Genomic DNA, 19578 nt, shown 5'->3' on the forward strand with positions numbered 1-19578 from the left:
CGAGAGGACGATCATGAGTACGGCGAGCACCCAGCTGCCGCAGGAGCGCTACGGCCGCTCGTCGGACGTGCGCAGCGACCGCACCCTGAAGATCGTCGGGGCGGTTCTGGGTGCCGTGCTGCTCGCGGTGATCGGCTGGTTCGGCTACCACTACGTCGCCGGCAGCGGCATCAGCGCCCAGGTGGTCACCTTCGACGCCTCCGACAGCGCGGTCAAGGTGCATCTCGAGGTCCACAAGGACTCCGGCACCGACGGCTACTGCACCCTGCGCTCGCAGGCGGCGGACGGCACCGAGGTCGGCCGCGCCGACTTCCGCTTCACCGGACCGGACACCCGTATCGACCGGGTCGTCACGCTGCGTACGACCGCTCGCGGGACGACGGCCGAGCTGCTCGGCTGCCACCGGAGCTGACCCCCGTGACCCAGCGGTCACACCGGACACGCGTGACACCCCTGATGCGGCTGCCACGTCCACCGTCCCCCGGAATACGTGTCGCCTGACCTGCGTTGACACAAATTAGATGGCTTATGTCCTCCCCCTGCGGCCGCTGAATTGTTAGGCTCGTGGTTTCGCCCATCCATGAGGGAACATTCTTCTGGGTAGGGCGATGCTTTGTATCCCAGTACCTACGAGGAGCACCTGTGACCCAGACCAGCGAGAACGTCACCTGGCTGACCCAGGAGGCGTACAACAAGCTCAAGGCTGAGCTTGAGTACCTTACTGGTCCCGCGCGTGCGGAGATCTCGGCGAAGATCGCGGCCGCGCGCGAGGAGGGCGACCTGCGTGAGAACGGCGGGTACCACGCGGCCAAGGAGGAGCAGGGCAAGCAGGAGCTCCGCGTACGCCAGCTGACCCAGCTCCTCGAGAACGCCAAGGTCGGCGAGGCGCCGGCCTCCGACGGCGTGGTCGCGCCGGGCATGGTCGTGACGATCGCCTTCGACGGTGACGAGGACGACACGCTGACCTTCCTGCTCGCCTCCCGCGAGTACGCCAGCTCCGACATCGAGACCTACTCGCCGCAGTCCCCGCTCGGCTCGGGCGTGATCGGCCACAAGGTCGGCGACGACGCGCAGTACGAGCTGCCCAACGGCAAGAAGGCCTCGGTCCGCATCCTGACGGCCGAGCCGTACAACGGCTGACCGCCCCCACCGGCTGTACCGCGAAGCCCCCGGCGTCCACGCGGCACCGGGGGCTTCGCCGTGCCGGAGGTCAGGCCGTGGCCGAGCGGTACTTGCGGACCGCCAGGGTGCGGAAGACCACGATGATCAGGAGCGAGTAGATCAGCGACGCCCACACCGGGTGCTGCATCGGCCAGGCCTCGGAGTGCGACTGGCCGGGGTTGGCGAACAGCACGCGGGCGGCCTGCACCGTGGCACTGAACGGGTTCCACTCCGCTATGTGCCGCAGCCACGGCGTCATGTGACTGGTGTCGACGAACGCGTTCGAGATGAACGTGACCGGGAAGAGCCAGATCAGCCCACCGGAGGTGGCCGCCTCGGGGGTGCGCACGGACAATCCGATCAGTGCGCCGATCCAGGTGAAGGCGTATCCGAGCAGGAGCAGCAGCAGGAACGCGGCGAGGACCTTGGCCGCGTTGGTGTCGCCGTTCGACCCGACGCGCCATCCGACCAGCAGCGCCACCACGGCGAGCACGACCAGCGTCAGGGCCGTCTGCACCAGGTCGGCGAGCGTACGCCCGGTGAGCACCGCGCCGCGCGCCATGGGCAGGGAACGGAAGCGGTCGATGAGCCCCTTGTGCATGTCGTCGGCGATACCGGCACCGGAGCTGGCGGTGGCGAAGGTGACGGTCTGCGCGAAGATGCCGGCCATCAGGAAGTTCTTGTAGTCGGTGGCGCTGGTGCTGCCGCCGATCTGCATGGAGCCGCCGAAGACGTAGGTGAACAGCACCACGAACATGATCGGCTGGATCAGGCCGTAGATCACCATCTCGGGGATCCGGGACATCCGGATCAGGTTCCGCTTGGCGACGACCAGGGAGTCGCGGACGGACTGGCTGACCGGGTTGCCCGACGGGGCCACCCGGGTGATGTCGGTGAGGGCACTCACTTCACGGCCTCCTCGTCCGTCTCCTCTTCCTTCTTCTCGGCGATGTGACCCGTCAGGGACAGGAAGACGTCGTCGAGGGTGGGCCGGCGCAGACCGATGTCGTCGATCTCGATGCCGCGGGTGTCGAGCTCGCGGATCACCTCGGCGAGCAGCTTGGCACCGCCCGTGACCGGCACGGTCAGCTTGCGGGTGTGCTCCTCGACCGTGGTGTCGCCCTTGCCGAAGCCGCGCAGCACCTCGGTGGCGATGCGTATGTGCTCCCGGTCGTGCACCACGACCTCCACGCGCTCGCCGCCGGTGCGCGCCTTGAGCTGGTCGGAGGTGCCGCGGGCGATGACCCGGCCGTGGTCGACGACCGCGATGTCGTGGGCGAGGTGGTCGGCCTCCTCGAGGTACTGCGTGGTCAGCAGCAGCGTGGTCCCGCCGGAGACAAGCTGCTTGATGACCTCCCACAGCAACTGGCGGTTGCGCGGGTCGAGGCCGGTGGTCGGCTCGTCCATGAACATCACCGGCGGGGACACGACAAGCGCGGCGGCCAGGTCGAGGCGGCGGCGCATACCGCCGGAGTACGTCTTGGCGGGCCGGTCGGCGGCGTCCGCCAGGTCGAACTGCTCCAGCAGCTCGGCGGCCCGGGCCTTCGCCGCCCTGGCCTTCATCTGGTAGAGCCGGCCGACCATCTGGAGGTTCTCCCGGCCGGTCAGATACTCGTCGACCGCGGCGAACTGGCCGGACAGTCCGATGGAGCGGCGCACGTCGTTGGGGTGCTTGAGCACGTCGACACCGGCGACGACGGCACGGCCGCGGTCGGGGCGCAGAAGGGTGGTCAGGCAGCGGACCGTGGTGGTCTTGCCCGCGCCGTTCGGCCCGAGCAGGCCGAGGACGGTGCCCTCGGGGACGTCGAGGTCGACGCCGTCCAGAGCCTTTACGTCACCGAAGGTCTTGACCAGCCCTTCGGCATAGATGGCGCCTGGCATATGGGTCTCCACGTCATGGGGGATTCTTCGGAAAGCCTAGATTCGGGTGGTTTGTCCCGCCTGGTAGGTCCGGGTGGATGCGATCGGCGGCAGGCCGCTCTGCGAGCCACACCATAACGCGATGTATCGCGTTCCTCAATGGATTTCCCCGAACGAGTGACGCGAGGGGTTCGGCGTGCGCTGTCCGGCGGACGCCGTCAGCCGATGACCGTGTAGCCCGCCCGGCTGAGGGCCTGGCCGACCTCGGCGCAGTGCGCCGGGCCCTTGGTCTCCAGGTGCAGCTCGACCTCCGCCTCCGTGAGCCCGAGCCGGGGATCGGTCCGCACATGGCTCACGTCGAGGACGTTGGCGTCGACCCCCGACAACACCCCGAGCAGCGCCGCGAGCGCGCCCGGCCGGTCCGTCAGACGGATCCGGACGGCCAGGTAGCGGCCCTGCGCGGACAGGCCGTGGCGCAGGATGCGCTGCATCAGCAGCGGGTCGACGTTGCCGCCGGAGAGCACCGCCACCACCGGGCCGTCGAAGGCGTGCGGCCGGCTCAGCAGCGCCGCGACCGGGCTGGCTCCGGCCGGCTCGACCACCAGCTTGGCCCGCTCCAGGCACAGCAGCAGCGCGGTGGACAGCGCGTCCTCGCTGACCGTGCGGACCTCGTCGACCAGTTCCTCGACGATGGCGAACGGCACGTCGCCGGGCCGCCCGACCCGGATGCCGTCGGCCATCGTCGCCGGGTGCTCGACCGCGACCGGCCGTCCCGCCGTCAGCGACGGCACATACGCGGCGGCGCCCTCCGCCTGTACCCCGACGACCCGCACGTCCGGCCGCAGCGACTTCACCGCGACCGCGATCCCGGCCGCCAGACCGCCGCCGCCGATCCCGACGACGATGGTGCGGACCTCCGGGCACTGCTCCAGGATCTCCAGGCCGACCGTGCCCTGACCGGCGATGATGTCGGGGTGGTCGAAGGGGTGGATGAACACCGCTCCGGTCCGCTCCGCGTACTCCTGCGCGGCGGCCAGCGTCTCGTCGACCACGTGGCCGTGCAGGCGCACCTCGGCGCCGTAGTCCTCGGTCGCGCTGATCTTGGGCAGGGGAGCGCCCTTCGGCATGAACACCGTCGAGCGCACGCCCAGCAGCGACGAGGCGAGCGCCACGCCCTGCGCGTGGTTGCCCGCGCTCGCGGCGACCACCCCGGCGGCCCGCTCCTCGGGCAGCAGCCCGGCGATCCGTACATAGGCGCCGCGCAGCTTGAACGACCCGGTCCGCTGAAGGTTCTCGCACTTGAGGTGCACCGGCGCGCCCACCAGCTGCGACAGGCGCCGACTGCCCTCCATCGCGGTCACGCGCGCGACCCCGGTGAGCATCTTCCGGGCCCCGCGGACGTCGTCCAGGGTGACCGGCGGCAGGGTGGTGGCCATGCGGTGGTTCATCCCTCGAGTCTCGCAGTTCACGCGGGCGCGCCGCCGTTGTGACCAACCACCGAGACCCGGATCGCGCAGCGTCGGTACGGCCAGGGGCCGGGCCGCGTACCCTGTCCCCCAACCCAGCAGCCCTTCATGAAGCGAGCCCCCGGCCATGCCCACAACACCAGAAATGTCGATGGACATGACGACCGTCGGTGACACCGGTCTTCTCGACACCCTCCAGCACGAGGTGGCGGTGTTCGCCCGCCGTGCCGAACAGACCCGGCTCGGCGGGGTCGGTCAGGTGCGCAACTCCATGGACCGCGCGGCGTATCTGCTGCTCAACCGGCTCGACAAGGAAGGCCCGATGGGCGTCAAGGCGCTCGCGGCGAGCATGGGGATCGACTCCTCGACGGTCACCCGCCAGGTCGCGCCGCTCGTGGACACCGGCCTGGTCAAGCGGACCTCGCACCCCGAGGACGGCCGGGCGGTCGTCCTGCAGCTCTCCCCGCGCGGGCAGACCCGGCTGGAGGAGGTGCGCTCCTCCCGGCGTCAGCTGATGGCCGAGCTGACCCACGATTGGGCGCCGGAGGAGCGCGAGACGTTCTGCGCGCTCCTGACGCGCTTCAACGGCGCCCTCTCCGCCCGCACGGCGTCCCAGGGCCTGCCCCAGGCCGAGACCGCGCCCGCGTCCTGACGGCCGGGGCTCACGGCTCGCACGAGGTCGTGCGCGGCTCTTGACCGAAAGGCTGCGCCTGGCCTCATATGAGACCGGGTCCCCGCGCCGGTACGGCCCCGGGGCCCGGTTTCTCTTCGGACGCCCTCAGGGGGAGGCGCGGTGCGGGAACGGCATGCGTCGCGGGGTGCCCGGCGGGCCCAGGAGTTCGAGGCGTTCGTGGCGGGGGCGGCCGGGCGGCTGCTGCACGCCGCCACCCTGCTGACCGCCGAGCCGCCCGACGACAACCCGCGCGCCCGGCGCCTGCTCACCCTGGCGCTCGCGCACACGTACGCGTGCTGGGACCGGCTGCGCGGCGAGGACCCCTACGACCGCGCCCGCCAGTATCTGGCCACCCGCTTCGCCCACAGCGCCTGGCACCAGTACGGCGGCCTCCTCGACCGCACCCCGCCCCGGCCCGGGTCCGTGCTGGGCCGTCTGTCCCCGCAGGAGCGGCTGGTCCTGGTCCTGCGGCTGTTCGAAGGCGTCGGCGAGGAGCAGATCGCGGCGCTGCTGGGCTTCCCCGTGGACCGGGTGCGGGCCCTGTCCCACCGCGCCATGACGACCCTGCTGCACCCGCCCCGCGGCCCGGCCCCGGCTCCCGTCGCGGCGAAGGCGGCCCCGTCATGACCGGGAGGCGGACGTGAACCGGCCGGAGCGCGAGGCGGAGGTCCGGCGGATCATGGAGCGGGCGTCGGTGCGGGTGCCGCCGGAGCTGTACGCGGAGGCGGTGCGTCGCGGCACGCGCGTGCTGCACCGCCGTGCGGCGGCGCGCCGGCTGATGTGGCTGCTGCTGGCCGCGGCCGCGGTGGCGTTCACCGTCTGGGCGCTGACGGTGCAGCCGTGGGCGCAGCCGCCGTCCGACACGACCCCGCCCCTGACGGGCTGGTGAACGGCCCGGCCGGTCCGGTCGACCCGCCGGGCGCCCACGGTTTCCCGGCGTTCTAGCCGAGCGCCTGCTGCAGGTCCTCCAGCAGGTCGTCGACGTTCTCGATGCCGACGGACAGGCGCACCAGGTCGCCCGGCACCTCGAGCGCGGAGCCGGCCGCGGAGGCGTGGGTCATCCGGCCGGGGTGCTCGATGAGCGACTCGACACCGCCGAGGGACTCGCCGAGCGTGAACACCTTCGCGCGGTTGCAGACCTCGACGGCCGCCTCCTCGCCGCCCTCGACGCGGAAGGAGATCATGCCGCCGAACGCCTTCATCTGCTTGGCGGCGACCTCGTGCCCGGGGTGGTCCTCCAGGCCCGGGTAGAGCACCTTCGTCACGCGTGCGTGCCGGGTGAGCATCTCGGCGACCTTGGTCGCGTTGGAGCTGTGCCGGTCCATGCGCACCGCGAGCGTCTTGGTGCCGCGCAGCACCAGCCAGGAGTCGAACGGTCCGGCGACCGCGCCCATGGCGTTCTGGTGGTAGGCCAGCTCCTCGCCGAGCCCCTGGTCGCTCACGATCAGGGCGCCGCCGACGACGTCCGAGTGCCCGCCCATGTACTTGGTGAGGGAGTGGACGACGACGTCCGCGCCGAGGGACAGCGGCTGCTGCAGGTAGGGCGTGGCGAAGGTGTTGTCGACGACGAGCTTCGCGCCGGCGTCCCGGGCGACCTGGGCGACGGCGGCGATGTCGGTGATGCCGAGCAGCGGGTTGGAGGGCGTCTCGACCCACACGACCTTGGTCTTGGGGGTGATCGCGGCGCGCACCGCGGCCGGGTCGCTGGTGTCGGCGACCGACCACTCGACACCCCAGCGGGAGACGACCTTGGCGAAGAGGCGGAAGGTGCCGCCGTAGGCGTCGTTGGGGATGACGACGTGGTCGCCGGGGCTGAGCAGCGTACGCAGCAGGCAGTCCTCGGCCGCCAGTCCGGACGCGAACGCGAGGCCGCGGCGGCCGCCCTCCAGGGCGGCGAGGTTCTCCTCGAGGGCGGTGCGAGTCGGGTTGGCGCTGCGGCTGTACTCGTAGCCGCCGCGCAGGCCGCCCACGCCGTCCTGCTTGTAGGTCGAGACCTGGTAGATCGGCGGGACGACCGCGCCGGTGAGGGGATCAGCGGTGTTGCCCGCATGGATCGCGAGGGTCTCGAAGTGCTGACTGATGTGCCTGTCGCTCATGGGCACCGAGCGTAGTGCGCGCGTCGGCCGAATGACGCCCCGACGGCGGTCGCGGTGCCCGTCCCGAGGGTTTTCCACAGGTCCGCCGAACGGGTTGGCCAATTGTCGGCACCGTCTGGTTCGCTGGAGCCATGGAGATTCTCTGGGCCCTGATGGCCGCGGCCATGCTGTCCGTCGTGCTGCTGCCGGTGCTGAGGCGTCGGCGGAGCATGATCGAGCAGGTCCCGCCCGGCCATCCGGACGCGGCGGACCCCGCGGACTACGGCTTCGTGCGCGAGGAGGAGCTCGACATCCGCATGCCCGGCGCCGACCAGGACCTGCTGGACGTGCTGGACGTCGTGCAGCACACGCAGGAGTACAAGGCGGCGGCGCAGCTGCTGGCGGGCACGGAGACTCAGGGCGAGCTGCGCTGGCAGCGGGTGCAGGCGTTCGCGGGCGCGGCCGCGCTGGAGCTGCAGCAGCGGCCGGGCGGGGTCGGCGAGATCCCGGGCGGGCAGTGGCTGCGGGTGTGGCGGGCCGAGCAGCCCAAGGACGCGGGCGGCGCGGCGGTGCACGCCGAGTTCCTGGTGCAGCAGGCGTGGCGGACGTCCACGCCGGGCACGGACGACTTCCGGATCATCATGGAGGAGGCGAAGGCGGCCTGCGATCAGGCGGCGCTGCTGGCACCGGGCGACCCGGTCCCGTACATCGTCGAGCTGTCGGTGGCGCGCGGTCTGGCGTACCCGCGCGAGGAGTTCGAGCAGCTGTGGCTGAAGATCCTGGACCGCGCGCCGAACCACATGGGCGCGCACCTGGCCGCCCTGCACTACTGGTGCGAGAAGTGGCACGGCTCGCGTGAGCTGGCGTACCAGTTCGCGGAGGCGGCGGCCGCGCGGGCCCCGCAGGGCTCGCTGCTGGCGGCGATGCCGCTGTTCGCCGTGTTCGAGCACCTGCCGGAGGTGAACCTGGTCCGCGGGTTCTACCAGAGCGAGGTCGTCACCAAGGCGATCCACGGCGCGCTGCACGCGGTGCACGCGGCCCGTCACGACGACCCGATGCTGGCGCACGTGCGTCACCTGCTGGTGTTCTTCCTGGTGCGGGCCGAGCGCTGGGCGGAGGCCATGAACCAGCTGGTGCACGTCGACGGCCATGTCGGCGCCCTGCCGTGGACGCTGTCGCCCGACCCGGCAGCCGCGTTCGCGGTCTACCGGGCGCTGGCGGTGGCGGGTTACGAGGCGAACGGCGGCAGCCCGGCGACGCTGCCCCACTGAGCGCGGGGCGTCGCCGCGCGGGAACTGCCGGCCGTCCACCGGCATCCGGCGGGACCGCCTGGCTCTCGCCCTCCGCCGGACCCTGTCGAGGTCAGCCCTCGGCGCGGGTGGGCAGCCGCCATCCCGGGCGCGGGAAGTGGCAGGTGTAACCGTCCGGGTACCGCTGCAGGTAGTCCTGGTGCTCCGGCTCGGCCTCCCAGAAGGGGCCGACCGGCTCCACCTCGGTGACGACCTTGCCCGGCCACAGGCCGGAGGCGTCCACGTCCGCGATGGTGTCCTCGGCGATCCGCTTCTGCTCGTCGTCCACGTAGTAGATCGCCGAGCGGTAGCTGAGGCCGATGTCGTTGCCCTGGCGGTTCTTGGTGCTCGGGTCGTGGATCTGGAAGAAGAACTCCAGGATGGCCCGGTAGTCCGTCTTCGCCGGGTCGAAGAGGATCTCGATGGCCTCCGCGTGCGTGCCGTGGTTTCGGTACGTCGCGTTCGGCACGTCACCCCCGGTGTATCCGACGCGGGTCCCCGTCACGCCCGGGAGCCGGCGGATCAGTTCCTGCATGCCCCAGAAACATCCGCCCGCCAGTACGGCCCTCTGCGTCTGCGCAGCCATTGCGACCCTCCAAAACTTGTCAGCTTGCCCTCCCCCTCAACACCTGACGTCCCCGGGCGATTCCGCGCCCCGCGTCGTCACGCCAGTAGCGGCAGACCGTCCGCCACGTCGCGCAGGCAGCGCACCGCCAGTTCCGCCGGGGAGCCCTCGCCCGTGGTGTCGGCGTCCGTCGTCGCCCAGGTTTCCAGCGACACACGGATCGCGTCGGTCGCTGCGGCGGCGAGGAGGCGCAGCTGAAGGGGATCGGCGTCCGGGCCGGCCAGCTCCGCGAGGACGGGGAGGAGCTTCTCCTCCGACTCACGGTTGACGTCGTACCAGACCGACCGCAGGGCCGGGTCCGACGCGGCGGCCCCGAGCAGGCCGCGGGTCCAGCGCAGGGCCTCCCTCGCCGTGTCGTCGGGCGGCGTGAGGGAGGCGACGACGGCCGCCTCCAGAGCGTGGGCGAGCCCGCTGCCCCGGCCGGCCCCCGCCGGCTCACGACCGCCGCCGGCCTCCGCCGCCCCGGCGCCGTGACCGGCCTGCGCGAGCAATGTGCGCCAGCGGTCGCCGCCGGAGGCCAGGAGGGGCGCGACCGCGTCCTGCTTGCTGCGGAAGTACCGGTAGAAGGTCCGCAGCGCGACCCCGGCACGGGCCGCGATCTCCTCGGCGGTCGTGCCGTCGGGCCCCTTCTCCGCGAACAGCTCCGCCGCCGCGCGAGCGATGTCGAGCTGGGTCGCGGCCTTGCGGCGCTCGGTGAGCGAGGTCCTTGGCTGGTTCATGGCAGGAAGCGTACGGGGGACCTTCGCATGACAGAAGGCACGAAGTGCCTTTATGGCAAAACGTGCCATCCAGGCGTACGGTGCACTGGGGCGGGCGCCCCGCGAACACCGGGCCGCCCGCACCCCACGCCCGCATCCGCACTGCATCCGCACCCGCACCCGCACCCGCACCCGCACCCCAGGGAGAGACCATGAACCGTTACGAGGGCCGCCGCGCACTGATCACCGGTGGCGGATCCGGCATCGGCCAGGCCACCGTGCTGCGCCTGCTCGCGGAGGGCGGCCGCGTGGTCGCGGCCGACGTCAGCGAGGCGGGTCTGAAGGACACCGTCGCCAAAGCCGGCGACGCCGCCGACCGGCTCACCGCCCTCGTCGTCGACATCGCCGACGAGAACTCCGTACGGGAAGGGGTCGCCGCCGCCGTCACCGCGCTCGGCGGTCTCGACGTGCTGGTCAACGCGGCCGGCATCCTGCGCTCCTCGCACACCCACGAGACGTCCCTCGCCGACTTCACCAAGGTGATCACGGTCAACCTGACCGGCACCTTCCTGATGATCCGCGAGGCGATACCGGCGCTGCTCGAGGGCGACGCGCCGGCCGTGGTCAACTTCAGCTCGACGTCCGCGATGTTCGCCCACCCCTACATGGCGGCGTACGCGGCGAGCAAGGGCGGCATCCAGTCCATGACGCACGCGCTGGCCGCCGAGTACAGCAAGCAGGGCATCCGGTTCACCGCGGTGCAGCCCGGATCCATCTCCTCCGGGATGACCGACGGCTCCGGCCGGAGCAGGCAGAGCCAGGGCCCCGGCCTGCCCGAGGACACCGACTGGAGCCTGTTCGCGAAGCTCGCCCCCGCGCTCGGCGAGGGCTTCGCCGGGCCCGAGGCGGTCGCCGGGGTCGTCGCGATGCTGGCCAGTGAGGACGGGAAGTTCATCACCGGCACCGAGATCCGCATCGACGGCGGCACCCACCACTGAGCACCGGTCACGGCAGGCAAAGGACCCCGGGGCGGACAGCACCCCGGGGCCCCTCGTACGAACGACGTCAGATCGCCGCCGACGTCAGATCGTCGCCGTGTCGATCACGAACCGGTACCGCACATCGCTGCTCAGCACCCGCTCGTACGCCTCGTTGATCTGGTCCGCGCGGATCAGCTCGATCTCGGCGCCGAAGCCGTGCTCCGCGCAGAAGTCCAGCATCTCCTGGGTCTCCGCGATACCGCCGATCATGGAACCGGCGAGCGTCTTGCGGCCCCCGATCACCGAGAAGAGGTTGAGCGAGATCGGCTCCTCCGGCGCGCCCACGTTCACCAGGGCGCCGTCGATCTTCAGCAGCGACAGGTAGGCGTTGAAGTCCAGCGGCGCCGACACCGTCGACACGATCAGGTCGAACGTGCCCGTCAGCTCCTCGAAGGTCTTCGGGTCGCTGGTGGCGTAGTAGTGGTCGGCGCCCAGCCGCAGCCCGTCGTCCTTCTTGCGCAGGGACTGCGACAGCACGGTCACCTCGGCGCCCAGCGCGTGCGCGATCTTCACGCCCATGTGGCCGAGGCCGCCCATGCCGAGGATCGCGACCTTCTTGCCGGGGCCTGCGCCCCAGTGCTTGAGCGGGGAGTACAGGGTGATGCCGGCACACAGCAGCGGCGCGGCGACGTCGAGGGACAGGCCGTCGGGGATACGGACGACGAAGTCCTCGTCGACGACGATCTTCTGCGCGTAGCCGCCGTAGGTGGGCTCGCCGTCCTTGCCGACCGCGTTGTACGTGCCGACCATGCCGCCGCCGGTGCAGTACTGCTCCTGGCCGGCCTTGCAGTTCTCGCACTCGCGGCAGGAGTCGACCATGCAGCCGACGCCCACACGGTCGCCGACCTTGTACTTCGTCACACCGGAGCCGACCTCCGCGACGACGCCGGCGATCTCGTGGCCGGGGACCATCGGGAAGATGGCCTCGCCCCAGCCCTCGCGGGCCTGGTGGATGTCGGAGTGGCAGATACCGGCGTACTTGATGTCGATCAGGACGTCGTGCTCACGGACCGCGCGGCGCTCGATGGTGGTGCGCTCCAGCGGCGCCTTGGGGGCGGGTGCGGCATACGCGGCAACAGGGGTGGTCATGCCGTGGTTCTCCTTGCCAAGAAACGTCCGCGCCCGGCCTGCCTTCCGGCCGGGCACGCCTTCCAGGGTGCCCCGGCCGCGGCCATCCACCCAGGCCACGGCTTTGCGTACGCACACTGTGCCTACCACTGGCGGGGTCAGGCTCCGGTGCGTACGACCCGGAATACTGGACGACATGGACGTACACCCCGAACCCGCCCGCGATCCGGCTGCCCCACCGGCTGCCGAGGCCTTCGGTGAGCCGGAGAGCGGTGCCGGCGCCCCGCTCGACCGCCGCGCCGAGCTGAGCGAGTTCCTGCGCACCCGCCGGGCCCGGCTGAAGCCGTCCGACGTGGGCCTTGCGGACTACGGCCGGCATCGCAGGGTGCCGGGGCTGCGCCGCGAGGAGCTGGCGCAGCTGGCCGGGGTGTCGGTGGCGTACTACACGCGCCTGGAGCAGGGCAACGGGCGGAACGTGTCGGCGGAGGTGCTGGATTCCATCGCCCGCGCGCTGCGGCTCACGGACGCCGAGCACGCGCACCTGACGCATCTGGCCAAGCCGAAGCGGCACAAGAAGAAGCCGGCGGCGCGTCCGCAGCAGGTGCGCCCGGCGCTGCGGCAGCTGCTGGAGGTGATGGACGGCGTCCCGGCGTACGTCGTGGGGCGGCGCGCGGAGATCCTGGCCTGGAACCGTATGGCCGCCGCCCTGTTCGGGGACTGGGCGGAGCTGCCGGCGGCGGAGCGGAACTGGGCGCGGCTGACGTTCCTGCGCCCGGAGTACCGGGAACTGTTCGTGGACTGGGAGCAGAAGGCGATCGACATCGTGTGCGCGCTGCGCATGGACGCCGGCTGCTACCCGGACGACCCGCGGCTGTCCGCGCTGGTCGGCGAGTTGTCCGTGAAGAGCGAGGACTTCCGCCGGCTGTGGGCGACGCACGACGTGAAGGACAAGACCCACGGCGTGAAGCGACTGCACCACCCGCTGGTGGGTGATCTGGCCCTGCAGTTCGAGTCGTTCCGCCTGACCGACGGCAGTGAGCAGTCCCTGATCACCTACCACGCCGAGCCGGGCTCGGCGTCAGCGGAATCACTGCGGCTGCTGGCCAGCTGGGGCACCGACGCCACCCTCGCGGGCACGGAGTCGACGACCCGCCACGGCTGACCCCGGCCGGCCGCCTCCCCACGGCTGACCCTGATCCGCCGCCCCGCCCCGCCGTTGCTGACCCGTGCCGGTCACCCCGCCACGCCCCCGGACACACCACCGCCCGCCGGAGGAAATCCCCGCGGCGGGCGGTGTGTTCGTCGCATGACCGTCGGTCAGCGTGCGCGGCTCACTTGCCGTAGTACGCGTTGAAGACCGTGATCGTCGCCGTGTCGCCCTTCTTGTCGCTGACGGCGGCCCGCAGCGAGACGGACCTGCCCGCCGCCGGGTTCTTCAGGGTGACCTTGCCCTTCGTCACCTGGATCCGCTTCCAGGTCTTGCCGCCGTCGTAGGACGCCCACACCGTCAGGGACTTCAGGCCCCGGCCGGCGGCCGCGCCCTCCACCACGACGGGGAAGGTGGCCGTGCGTCCCGCGGCGACCTTGCTGTCCAGCGTGGTCGCGGCGTTGAAGCGGACCGTGGAGACGGGCAGCCTGGCCTGCCGGTCGGCCGCCGGCTTGACGGAGCGGAAGGTCCAGCTCGCGTCGATCCGCGTGGACACGCCCGCGACCTTGGCACTGCGGCTGACCGACGTCGACAGCCGGTACGCCGCGTCGCCGGCGGGGACGGTGAACACGCCGTCACCGGCGAGCGGGTCCTGGTTGGAGCCGACCTTCTTGCCGTTGCGGTACAGCGTCGTCGTCGCCTTGGTGAGGAGCGACGACCCGGCGTGCGCGCTGCCGTCAGCGAACAGCGGCAGCACACCGTAGAGGGTGTTGCCGTCACGGAAGACGCCGTAGTCGGCGTCGACGTGCGGGGCGAAGACCGCGGTGTTGAAGGTCTTCGTGTACGTCCTGCCCGCGGCGAAGGTCTGCGGGTCACCGAGGCTGTAGGCGGCGTCCACGACGGGGAGGCCGTCGGCGTCCTTGCCCGCGTACTGCTCGAAGTCGAACGTCCACTGGATCTTGTCGGCCGTCGACAGGTACAGCGTCCGGGTGCTCGGCAGCTTCTGCGCCACCGACGCCCCGACGGCGACGTCCTCGGCCAGGAAACCGAGCGCGGTCAGGCCGCCGGTCCTGCCGGGGGCGGAGGCACCGAGGCCGGCCCGCACGGTGCTGAGTTCACGGGCCGTGAAGTGGCGGACCTTGTCGCCCTGGACCCGCTTGACCTTGGCGCTGGTGGCCACGTCGTACTCGGCTGTGGCGCCCTTGGTCCACTGCCCGTTCCAGGTCTGGGTGAGGCCGGTGACGTCCGGGCCGAGGGCGGCCATCCGCACGGATCCGAAGGAGGTCTGGCTGAACCCGGCGAGCACGCCGGCCGCGTCGTAGGAGTAGTCGATCGTCGCGGACAGCGGCTTGGCGGCGCGGTCCGGGACGGTGATGTCCGCCTTCTTCGCGGTACGGGCGTCGAGGGTGAGCGTCAGGTTCCGGGTGACGTCCAGCTTGGGCTGGACCAGCCAGTCGATGCCGCCCTTGAACTCCTTGAAGTCCTTCGCGAGCCAGGCGTCCAGCAGGTAGGTGCCCTTGGGCACGCGCACCGTGGTGGTGCCGGAGGCGGCGACCGGGGCCTGGTAGTGCCGGCCCTGGGCGAGGCCGGTGTAGCCGAACAGGTCGGTGAGGTAGCCGTCGGTCGCCTTGCCGTCCCGGCCGATGTGCCTGACCGTGACGTCGTACGACTCGATCTCGCGCTGCACGGCCGCGGCGGTCCGCACGTTCTGCCCGTCGCCGCTCGCGGTCACGTAGGCCGAGTAGGCGCCGTCGAGGGTGCCGCCCAGCTTGGTGTTGACGGTGAGGTCAACGGACGCCTTGCCGCCCGCAGGGACGGTGGCACTGCTCGCGCCGAGCGTGAAGAAACCGGCCGGGGCCGCCTTGCCCTTGGGGTCGGTGGCGGACGCGGACAGCTTCAGCGTGACGGCGCTCTTGCCGAGGTTGCGGTACGTCACCTGCCTGGTGACCGGCTTGTCGTCGGTGTGCGGCCAGGCCTGCGTGCCGAAGCTCACCGACACCGGGTCGGCGACCACGGCCTGCTTGATGGCCCGGTCCACGGCGATTCGGCCGCTGCCCTGCTGGAACGGCGTGTACGCGCCGCCCTTCGCGGAGCCGGTCAGCGCGCCCTTGAGCTCGGCGTACCCCCAGTCGGGGTGCTCCTGCTTCAGCAGCGCGGCGGCGCCCGCGACGTGCGGGGTCGCCATCGACGTACCCGAGATGGTCAGGTAGCCGGCCGGGTTCTCGCCGACCTCCTGGTCGATGACGCTGCCCTTGGCCGCGGCGGCGGTGATGTCGACGCCCGGCGCGGTGACGTCCGGCTTGATGGCGCCGTCGCCGACGCGCGGACCGGTGGAGGAGAAGTCGGCGAGCTTGTCCTTGTCGTCGACGGCGCCGACGGTGAGCGCGGCGTCCGCGCTGCCCGGCGAACCGATCGACTCCGGGCCCTCGTTGCCCGCGGCGATCGCGAACAGGATGCCCTTGTCGGCGGACAGCTTGTCGACCTCGGCCTCGAGCGGGTCGATGTCGGGCGTGTCGTAGCCGCCCAGGCTGAGGTTGACGACGTCGGCGCCCTGCTGGGCCGCCCACTCCATGCCGGCGAGGATGCCGGAGTCGTCGCCGGAGCCGCTGTCGTCGAGGACCTTGCCGTTGAGGATGCGCGCGCCGGGCGCGACACCCTTGTACTTGCCCTTGGACTTGGCGCCGGTGCCGGCCGCGATGGACGCGACGTGTGTGCCGTGCCCGAAGTGGTCGGTGGCGTCCTTGGCGGTGGAGAAGTTCTTCGCCGCGACGACCTGGCTCTTCAGATCGGGGTGGGAGGCGTCGACGCCCGTGTCCAGGACGGCGATCTTCACGCCCTTGCCGGTGTAGCCGGCGGCCCATGCGGCCGGTGCGCCGATCTGCGGCACCGACTTGTCGAGGCTGGCCCTGCGGACGCCGTCGAGCCAGACGTGCGCGATGCCGGAGGCGGTGCGGTCGCCGTTGGTGACCGCGTCCCACAGTGCCGGCGTCTCGGCCTGCGGGGTCTGCACGGCGTCGGCGTTGAGGGTCGTCAGGGTGCGACGCAGGGTGCCGGCCTCGCGTACCTCCGCGCGGGCGGTGGCGGCGGCACCCCGGTAGCCGACGATGACCTTCAGGCCGTTCTTCTGGGCCTTGAGGGTCGCCGACCGGGTCAGCTCGGTGACGTCGAACAGCCGCTGGTCGACCACGCCGGTGGCGACCATGCGGGCCGCGTCGGCGGGCAGTACGACGGTGTGCCCGCGGACCGTGCGGATCTGGACGGGTATGTTCTCGCGGCCCTTCGCCCGCTCCAGGCCGACGACGCGCCCCTTGGCGTCGACGGCGACCCGGTCACCGGTGATGAGGGTGACGCGGTGCTTGGCCTGCAGCGAGGGCTGGACCCGGGCGGCGCCGGTCGCGCGCTGCCCGGTCGGGGCGGCCGCCGCCGGGCTGGTCATACCCGCGGCGAGCGCCACCGCGGCCGCGGCGGCGACAGCGGCCGCGCCCGCGTTCTTCACTTGTCTGCGCAAAACTCCCCCTTGCTGGGTACCGGGCGATTTCCCCTGTCACCCGGCCGGGGGCAGTCTCGTACGTCTGCACGTCAACCCCCCGGAGTGCGCAGTATGCCGGGGGGTGATCAGTGCCTCAATACGGCCGTACGTCACGAGTTGGCGTTTTCCGTCACCGTGATCCGTCCCTTGCGAAGGGTCGCGAGCCGGGGTGCCTTCCGTGCCAGCGCGGAGTCGTGAGTGACCATCACGAAGGTCAGCCCGTGCTCCTTCCACATGCGCTCCAGCACCTCCATCACCTCGTCGCGCATGCCCTCGTCGAGGTTGCCGGTCGGCTCGTCCGCGAGCAGCACCTTGGGCCGCTTGACCAGCGCGCGGGCGATCGCGACGCGCTGCTGCTGACCGCCGGACATCTCGCCCGGCAGATGCGCGAGCCGCTCCCCGAGCCCCACGGAGGCGAGCGCCTCGGCGGCCCGCTCACGCCGTTCCCTCGCCTTCACACCGAGGGGTACGAGGGCGGTCTCGACGTTCTCCTGCGCGGTCAGCGTAGGGATGAGGTTGAAGGACTGGAAGACGAAACCGATGGTCTCGCTGCGCACCCGGGTGAGCCTGGCCTCCGGCAACTTGGCCAGATCGACACCGTCGAGGACGACGTCGCCGGAGGTCGGCCGGTCCAGTCCGCCGAGCATCTGCAGCAGCGTGGACTTGCCGCCGCCGGTCGGGCCCTGGATGACGAGCCGGTCGCCGTCGTGGATGGTGAGGTCGACGCCGTCGAGGGCGTGGACGGTGTCCTTGCCGCGGGTGTAGCGCTTGGTGACGCCGTTGAGTTCGTACATGGGGTGTCCCTGGGTCGGGCGGGCGGTGGGGTCGAGCGTTCGCTCGGCGGGGTGGCGCGTCCGGGCCTGCGAGGCCGCTACTCGACGCGGCGCAGCGCGTCCGCCGGCCGCAGCCGTGAGGCCCGCCAGCCGCCGAACGCCCCGGCGGTCAGCCCACCGGCCACGGCGAGGGCGACGGCGAGGGCGACGGTCGTGAGGGAGACCGGCGCGGTGAGGGCGACGTCGAGCGTCCGCTCGGCGAGGCGGCGCCCAGGCCCGCCGAAGCCGCCGCCGTTGCCGCTCCCGCCGCCCAACTGCGCCTGCAGCGTGGGGCTGACGGCGGAGACGGCGTACGCCCCCGCGAGTCCCAGCGCGATGCCGAGGACGCCGCCGAGCAGCCCGTTGACGACGGCCTCCCCGACGACCTGCCCGGTGACACGCCCCGACTTCCACCCGAGCGCCTTGAGCGTGCCGAACTCCCGCACCCGCCGTGACACGGCGGAGGAGGTGAGCAGCCCGGCGACGAGGAAGGCGGCGATGAGCACCACCACGGACAGCCATCTGCCGACGCTGGTGGCGAGGGAGGAGGCGGTGGACAGCGACCCGGAGACGGTGTCGGCGAGATCGGCGGAGGTGGTGACGGTGGTCCCGGAGACGTTCTTCCGGATCGCCGCCTTGACGCTGTCGATCCGCTGCGAGTCGGTCGCCTTGACGTAGATGGTGGTGACCTTGTCCGCGGCTCCCGCGAGGGTCTGCGCCCGCTTCAGCGGGACGTAGAGATCGGCGGCGGCGTCCCCGCTGTCGGCGGTGGCGACGCCGATGACGGAGAACTTGACGCTCTTGATGGTCACGCTGGACCCGACGGTGAGCTTCTTCTCCTTGGCGTAGCCGGAGTCGACGACGGCGACGGCGGCGTCGGCCTCCACGGTGCGGAAGGTCCGCCCACTGCTGATCTTGGAAGAGGTCAGCGGCCCCAGGGCGGGCTTGGTGACGTCGGTGCCGTAGACGGAGTAACTGTTGACGTCGAAGTCGGCGCCGCCGCCCCTGACCTCCCCGCCGGGCTGCCCGTACCCGCCGCGGGGACCGCCGCTGCCACCGTTGCCGTCCTGCTGGAACTGCCCCCGGGTGAACTGCCCGCTGACCTTGAGCACTTGCAGGCTCAGGCCCCCGACGGCGTCGGCGACCCCGCTCTGCCGCCCGACCTCGGTCACGGTGGAGGAGGCCAGCGTCTGGAACCCCTGCACCATCACCCGGTCACTGCTCTGTTCGGTGCCGTCCCCGCTGTCCCGCGCCCCGAACTGGAACCGCGGCCGCTGCGCCCCGTCGGCCGCGGGCGCGGCGGCCTTGGTGACGGTCATGTCGGTGCCGAGCCCGTACAGCGACTGCAACACCTTGTCCTGCGCCTTCCCCATGCCGGCCGACACGGAGTTGACGACGATGACGAGCGCGATCCCCAGCGCAAGCCCGGAGGCGACGACGAGGGCCGCCTTTCTGCGGCGCCGCAACTCGCGCCTGAGGTAGGTGAAGAACATGCGGGGGAAGCTAGGCGGGGCGTGTGATGGAGCCATAAGCGCGCCATAAGAGAAGGATGAGAACGCGGCTCGCGTCAGACGAGCCGGCGTTCGAAACGCAGACCCGGCCGCCCGCCGACGGTCGTCTCCCCCGCGGCCCTGAAGCCCGAGGCCGTCAGTACCGCCCTGGACGCCGCGTTGTCCAGGGTGGTCCGGGCCGTCAGGGTGGACAGGCCGTACGCGTCGGCCGCCAGCCGGCACACCTCCCGCACCGCCGCCTTCGCCACCCCCCGCCCCGTGAAGCGTTCGCCTACGCGGTAGCCGAGTTCGGCCGTTCCGGAGGCCGCGTCCAGCAGGTTGATGCGGCCGGCCAGGGTTCCCTCGGCGTCGAGGATCACGTGGAAGTGGCAGATGCCCGCCTCCTGTTCGGCCAGGAGAGCCGCGTGGCGGGCGGGGAAGTCCGTGAAGTACGCGTCGCCTCGGTCGGAGACCGTACGGGCGAAGTACGCGCGGTTCTCGCGCTCGAAGGACAGCAGCGCGTCCGCGTGGTCGGGGCGGAGGCGTTCCAGTCGGATCATGCGGAGCAGCGTAGGCAGACAGAAGGCGGCCGTCGCCCGGGTTTTTCCGGGCGACGGCCGCCGTTCGTGTCAGCGAGGGGGCGGC

Annotated in this window: 19 protein-coding genes; 8 read left to right on the forward strand and 11 right to left on the reverse strand. The window is 71.7% G+C overall.

Annotation, left to right across the window (positions count from 1 at the left end; genetic code table 11):
* Positions 1-13: 13 nt before the first annotated feature.
* Together ACZ67Q_RS09925 and greA are read left to right on the forward strand one after the other, a co-directional pair.
* Positions 14-412, forward strand: a complete 399-nt coding sequence (locus ACZ67Q_RS09925; RefSeq protein ID WP_471178831.1) for a DUF4307 domain-containing protein — start codon at positions 14-16, stop codon at positions 410-412.
* Between the two features lie 230 nt (positions 413-642).
* A complete protein-coding gene (gene greA / locus ACZ67Q_RS09930; RefSeq protein WP_471178833.1) occupies positions 643-1140 on the forward strand; it encodes a transcription elongation factor GreA in 498 nt (165 codons plus the stop codon).
* Positions 1141-1210: 70 nt separating this feature from the next.
* Here greA and ACZ67Q_RS09935 read toward each other — a convergent pair whose 3' ends face one another.
* The 3 genes from ACZ67Q_RS09935 to ilvA form a co-directional block, all read right to left on the reverse strand.
* Positions 1211-2068: an ABC transporter permease gene (locus ACZ67Q_RS09935; protein WP_471178835.1), complete on the reverse strand. Its 858-nt coding sequence runs from the start codon at positions 2066-2068 to the stop codon at positions 1211-1213.
* The gene (locus ACZ67Q_RS09940) at positions 2065-3042 is read right to left on the reverse strand and encodes an ATP-binding cassette domain-containing protein (protein ID WP_471178838.1); all 978 of its coding nucleotides are present in this window, start codon (positions 3040-3042) and stop codon (positions 2065-2067) included. Before ACZ67Q_RS09940 ends, ACZ67Q_RS09935 begins: the two co-directional genes overlap by 4 nt.
* A 197-nt stretch (positions 3043-3239) precedes the next feature.
* Positions 3240-4469: a threonine ammonia-lyase gene (ilvA, locus tag ACZ67Q_RS09945; RefSeq protein ID WP_471178840.1), complete on the reverse strand. Its 1230-nt coding sequence runs from the start codon at positions 4467-4469 to the stop codon at positions 3240-3242.
* Positions 4470-4632: 163 nt separating this feature from the next.
* Here ilvA and ACZ67Q_RS09950 point away from each other — a divergent pair, with 163 nt between their 5' ends.
* The 3 genes from ACZ67Q_RS09950 (at position 4633) to ACZ67Q_RS09960 (ending at position 6049) form a co-directional block, all read left to right on the forward strand.
* Entirely contained in the window at positions 4633-5139 is a 507-nt protein-coding gene (locus ACZ67Q_RS09950; RefSeq protein WP_471178842.1) for a MarR family winged helix-turn-helix transcriptional regulator, read from the forward strand.
* Positions 5140-5280: 141 nt separating this feature from the next.
* The gene (locus tag ACZ67Q_RS09955) at positions 5281-5787 is read left to right on the forward strand and encodes a sigma factor-like helix-turn-helix DNA-binding protein (protein ID WP_471178844.1); all 507 of its coding nucleotides are present in this window, start codon (positions 5281-5283) and stop codon (positions 5785-5787) included.
* A gap of 13 nt (positions 5788-5800) precedes the next feature.
* The gene (locus ACZ67Q_RS09960) at positions 5801-6049 is read left to right on the forward strand and encodes a hypothetical protein (protein WP_471178847.1); all 249 of its coding nucleotides are present in this window, start codon (positions 5801-5803) and stop codon (positions 6047-6049) included.
* 52 nt (positions 6050-6101) lie between these two features.
* Here ACZ67Q_RS09960 and ACZ67Q_RS09965 read toward each other — a convergent pair whose 3' ends face one another.
* Entirely contained in the window at positions 6102-7256 is a 1155-nt protein-coding gene (locus ACZ67Q_RS09965) for a cystathionine gamma-synthase (RefSeq protein WP_361634260.1), read from the reverse strand.
* A gap of 131 nt (positions 7257-7387) precedes the next feature.
* On the opposite strand from ACZ67Q_RS09965, the gene ACZ67Q_RS09970 reads away from it, so the two are divergent.
* A complete protein-coding gene (locus ACZ67Q_RS09970) occupies positions 7388-8506 on the forward strand; it encodes a hypothetical protein (RefSeq protein ID WP_471178850.1) in 1119 nt (372 codons plus the stop codon).
* Positions 8507-8597: 91 nt separating this feature from the next.
* On the opposite strand, the gene msrA is transcribed toward ACZ67Q_RS09970, so the two are convergent.
* Positions 8598-9110, reverse strand: a complete 513-nt coding sequence (gene msrA, locus ACZ67Q_RS09975) for a peptide-methionine (S)-S-oxide reductase MsrA (protein ID WP_471178851.1) — start codon at positions 9108-9110, stop codon at positions 8598-8600.
* Positions 9111-9187: 77 nt separating this feature from the next.
* Positions 9188-9868, reverse strand: a complete 681-nt coding sequence (locus ACZ67Q_RS09980; RefSeq protein ID WP_471178853.1) for a TetR/AcrR family transcriptional regulator — start codon at positions 9866-9868, stop codon at positions 9188-9190.
* Positions 9869-10059: 191 nt separating this feature from the next.
* On the opposite strand from ACZ67Q_RS09980, the gene ACZ67Q_RS09985 reads away from it, so the two are divergent.
* Positions 10060-10845, forward strand: coding sequence for an SDR family NAD(P)-dependent oxidoreductase (locus ACZ67Q_RS09985; protein WP_471178855.1), 786 nt, complete (start codon positions 10060-10062; stop codon positions 10843-10845).
* 84 nt (positions 10846-10929) lie between these two features.
* Here ACZ67Q_RS09985 and ACZ67Q_RS09990 read toward each other — a convergent pair whose 3' ends face one another.
* Entirely contained in the window at positions 10930-11976 is a 1047-nt protein-coding gene (locus ACZ67Q_RS09990) for an NAD(P)-dependent alcohol dehydrogenase (protein WP_471178857.1), read from the reverse strand.
* Positions 11977-12151: 175 nt separating this feature from the next.
* Here ACZ67Q_RS09990 and ACZ67Q_RS09995 point away from each other — a divergent pair, with 175 nt between their 5' ends.
* Positions 12152-13117 (forward strand): helix-turn-helix domain-containing protein, encoded by a 966-nt coding sequence (locus ACZ67Q_RS09995; protein WP_471178859.1) that lies wholly within the window; start codon positions 12152-12154, stop codon positions 13115-13117.
* Positions 13118-13286: 169 nt separating this feature from the next.
* On the opposite strand, the gene ACZ67Q_RS10000 is transcribed toward ACZ67Q_RS09995, so the two are convergent.
* From ACZ67Q_RS10000 to ACZ67Q_RS10015, 4 genes are all read right to left on the reverse strand, one after another.
* Positions 13287-16610, reverse strand: a complete 3324-nt coding sequence (locus ACZ67Q_RS10000; protein ID WP_471178861.1) for a S8 family peptidase — start codon at positions 16608-16610, stop codon at positions 13287-13289.
* A gap of 131 nt (positions 16611-16741) precedes the next feature.
* Positions 16742-17425 carry an ABC transporter ATP-binding protein gene (locus ACZ67Q_RS10005; protein ID WP_471178864.1) on the reverse strand — a complete coding sequence of 228 codons (684 nt, stop codon included), beginning with the start codon at positions 17423-17425 and terminating at the stop codon, positions 16742-16744.
* A 77-nt stretch (positions 17426-17502) separates the two neighbouring features.
* Positions 17503-18936, reverse strand: a complete 1434-nt coding sequence (locus ACZ67Q_RS10010) for an ABC transporter permease (protein ID WP_471178867.1) — start codon at positions 18934-18936, stop codon at positions 17503-17505.
* A 74-nt stretch (positions 18937-19010) separates the two neighbouring features.
* Positions 19011-19493 (reverse strand): GNAT family N-acetyltransferase, encoded by a 483-nt coding sequence (locus ACZ67Q_RS10015; RefSeq protein ID WP_471178869.1) that lies wholly within the window; start codon positions 19491-19493, stop codon positions 19011-19013.
* Positions 19494-19578: the final 85 nt, after the last annotated feature.

The sequence above is a fragment of the Streptomyces sp. NPDC036813 genome (assembly GCF_055609245.1).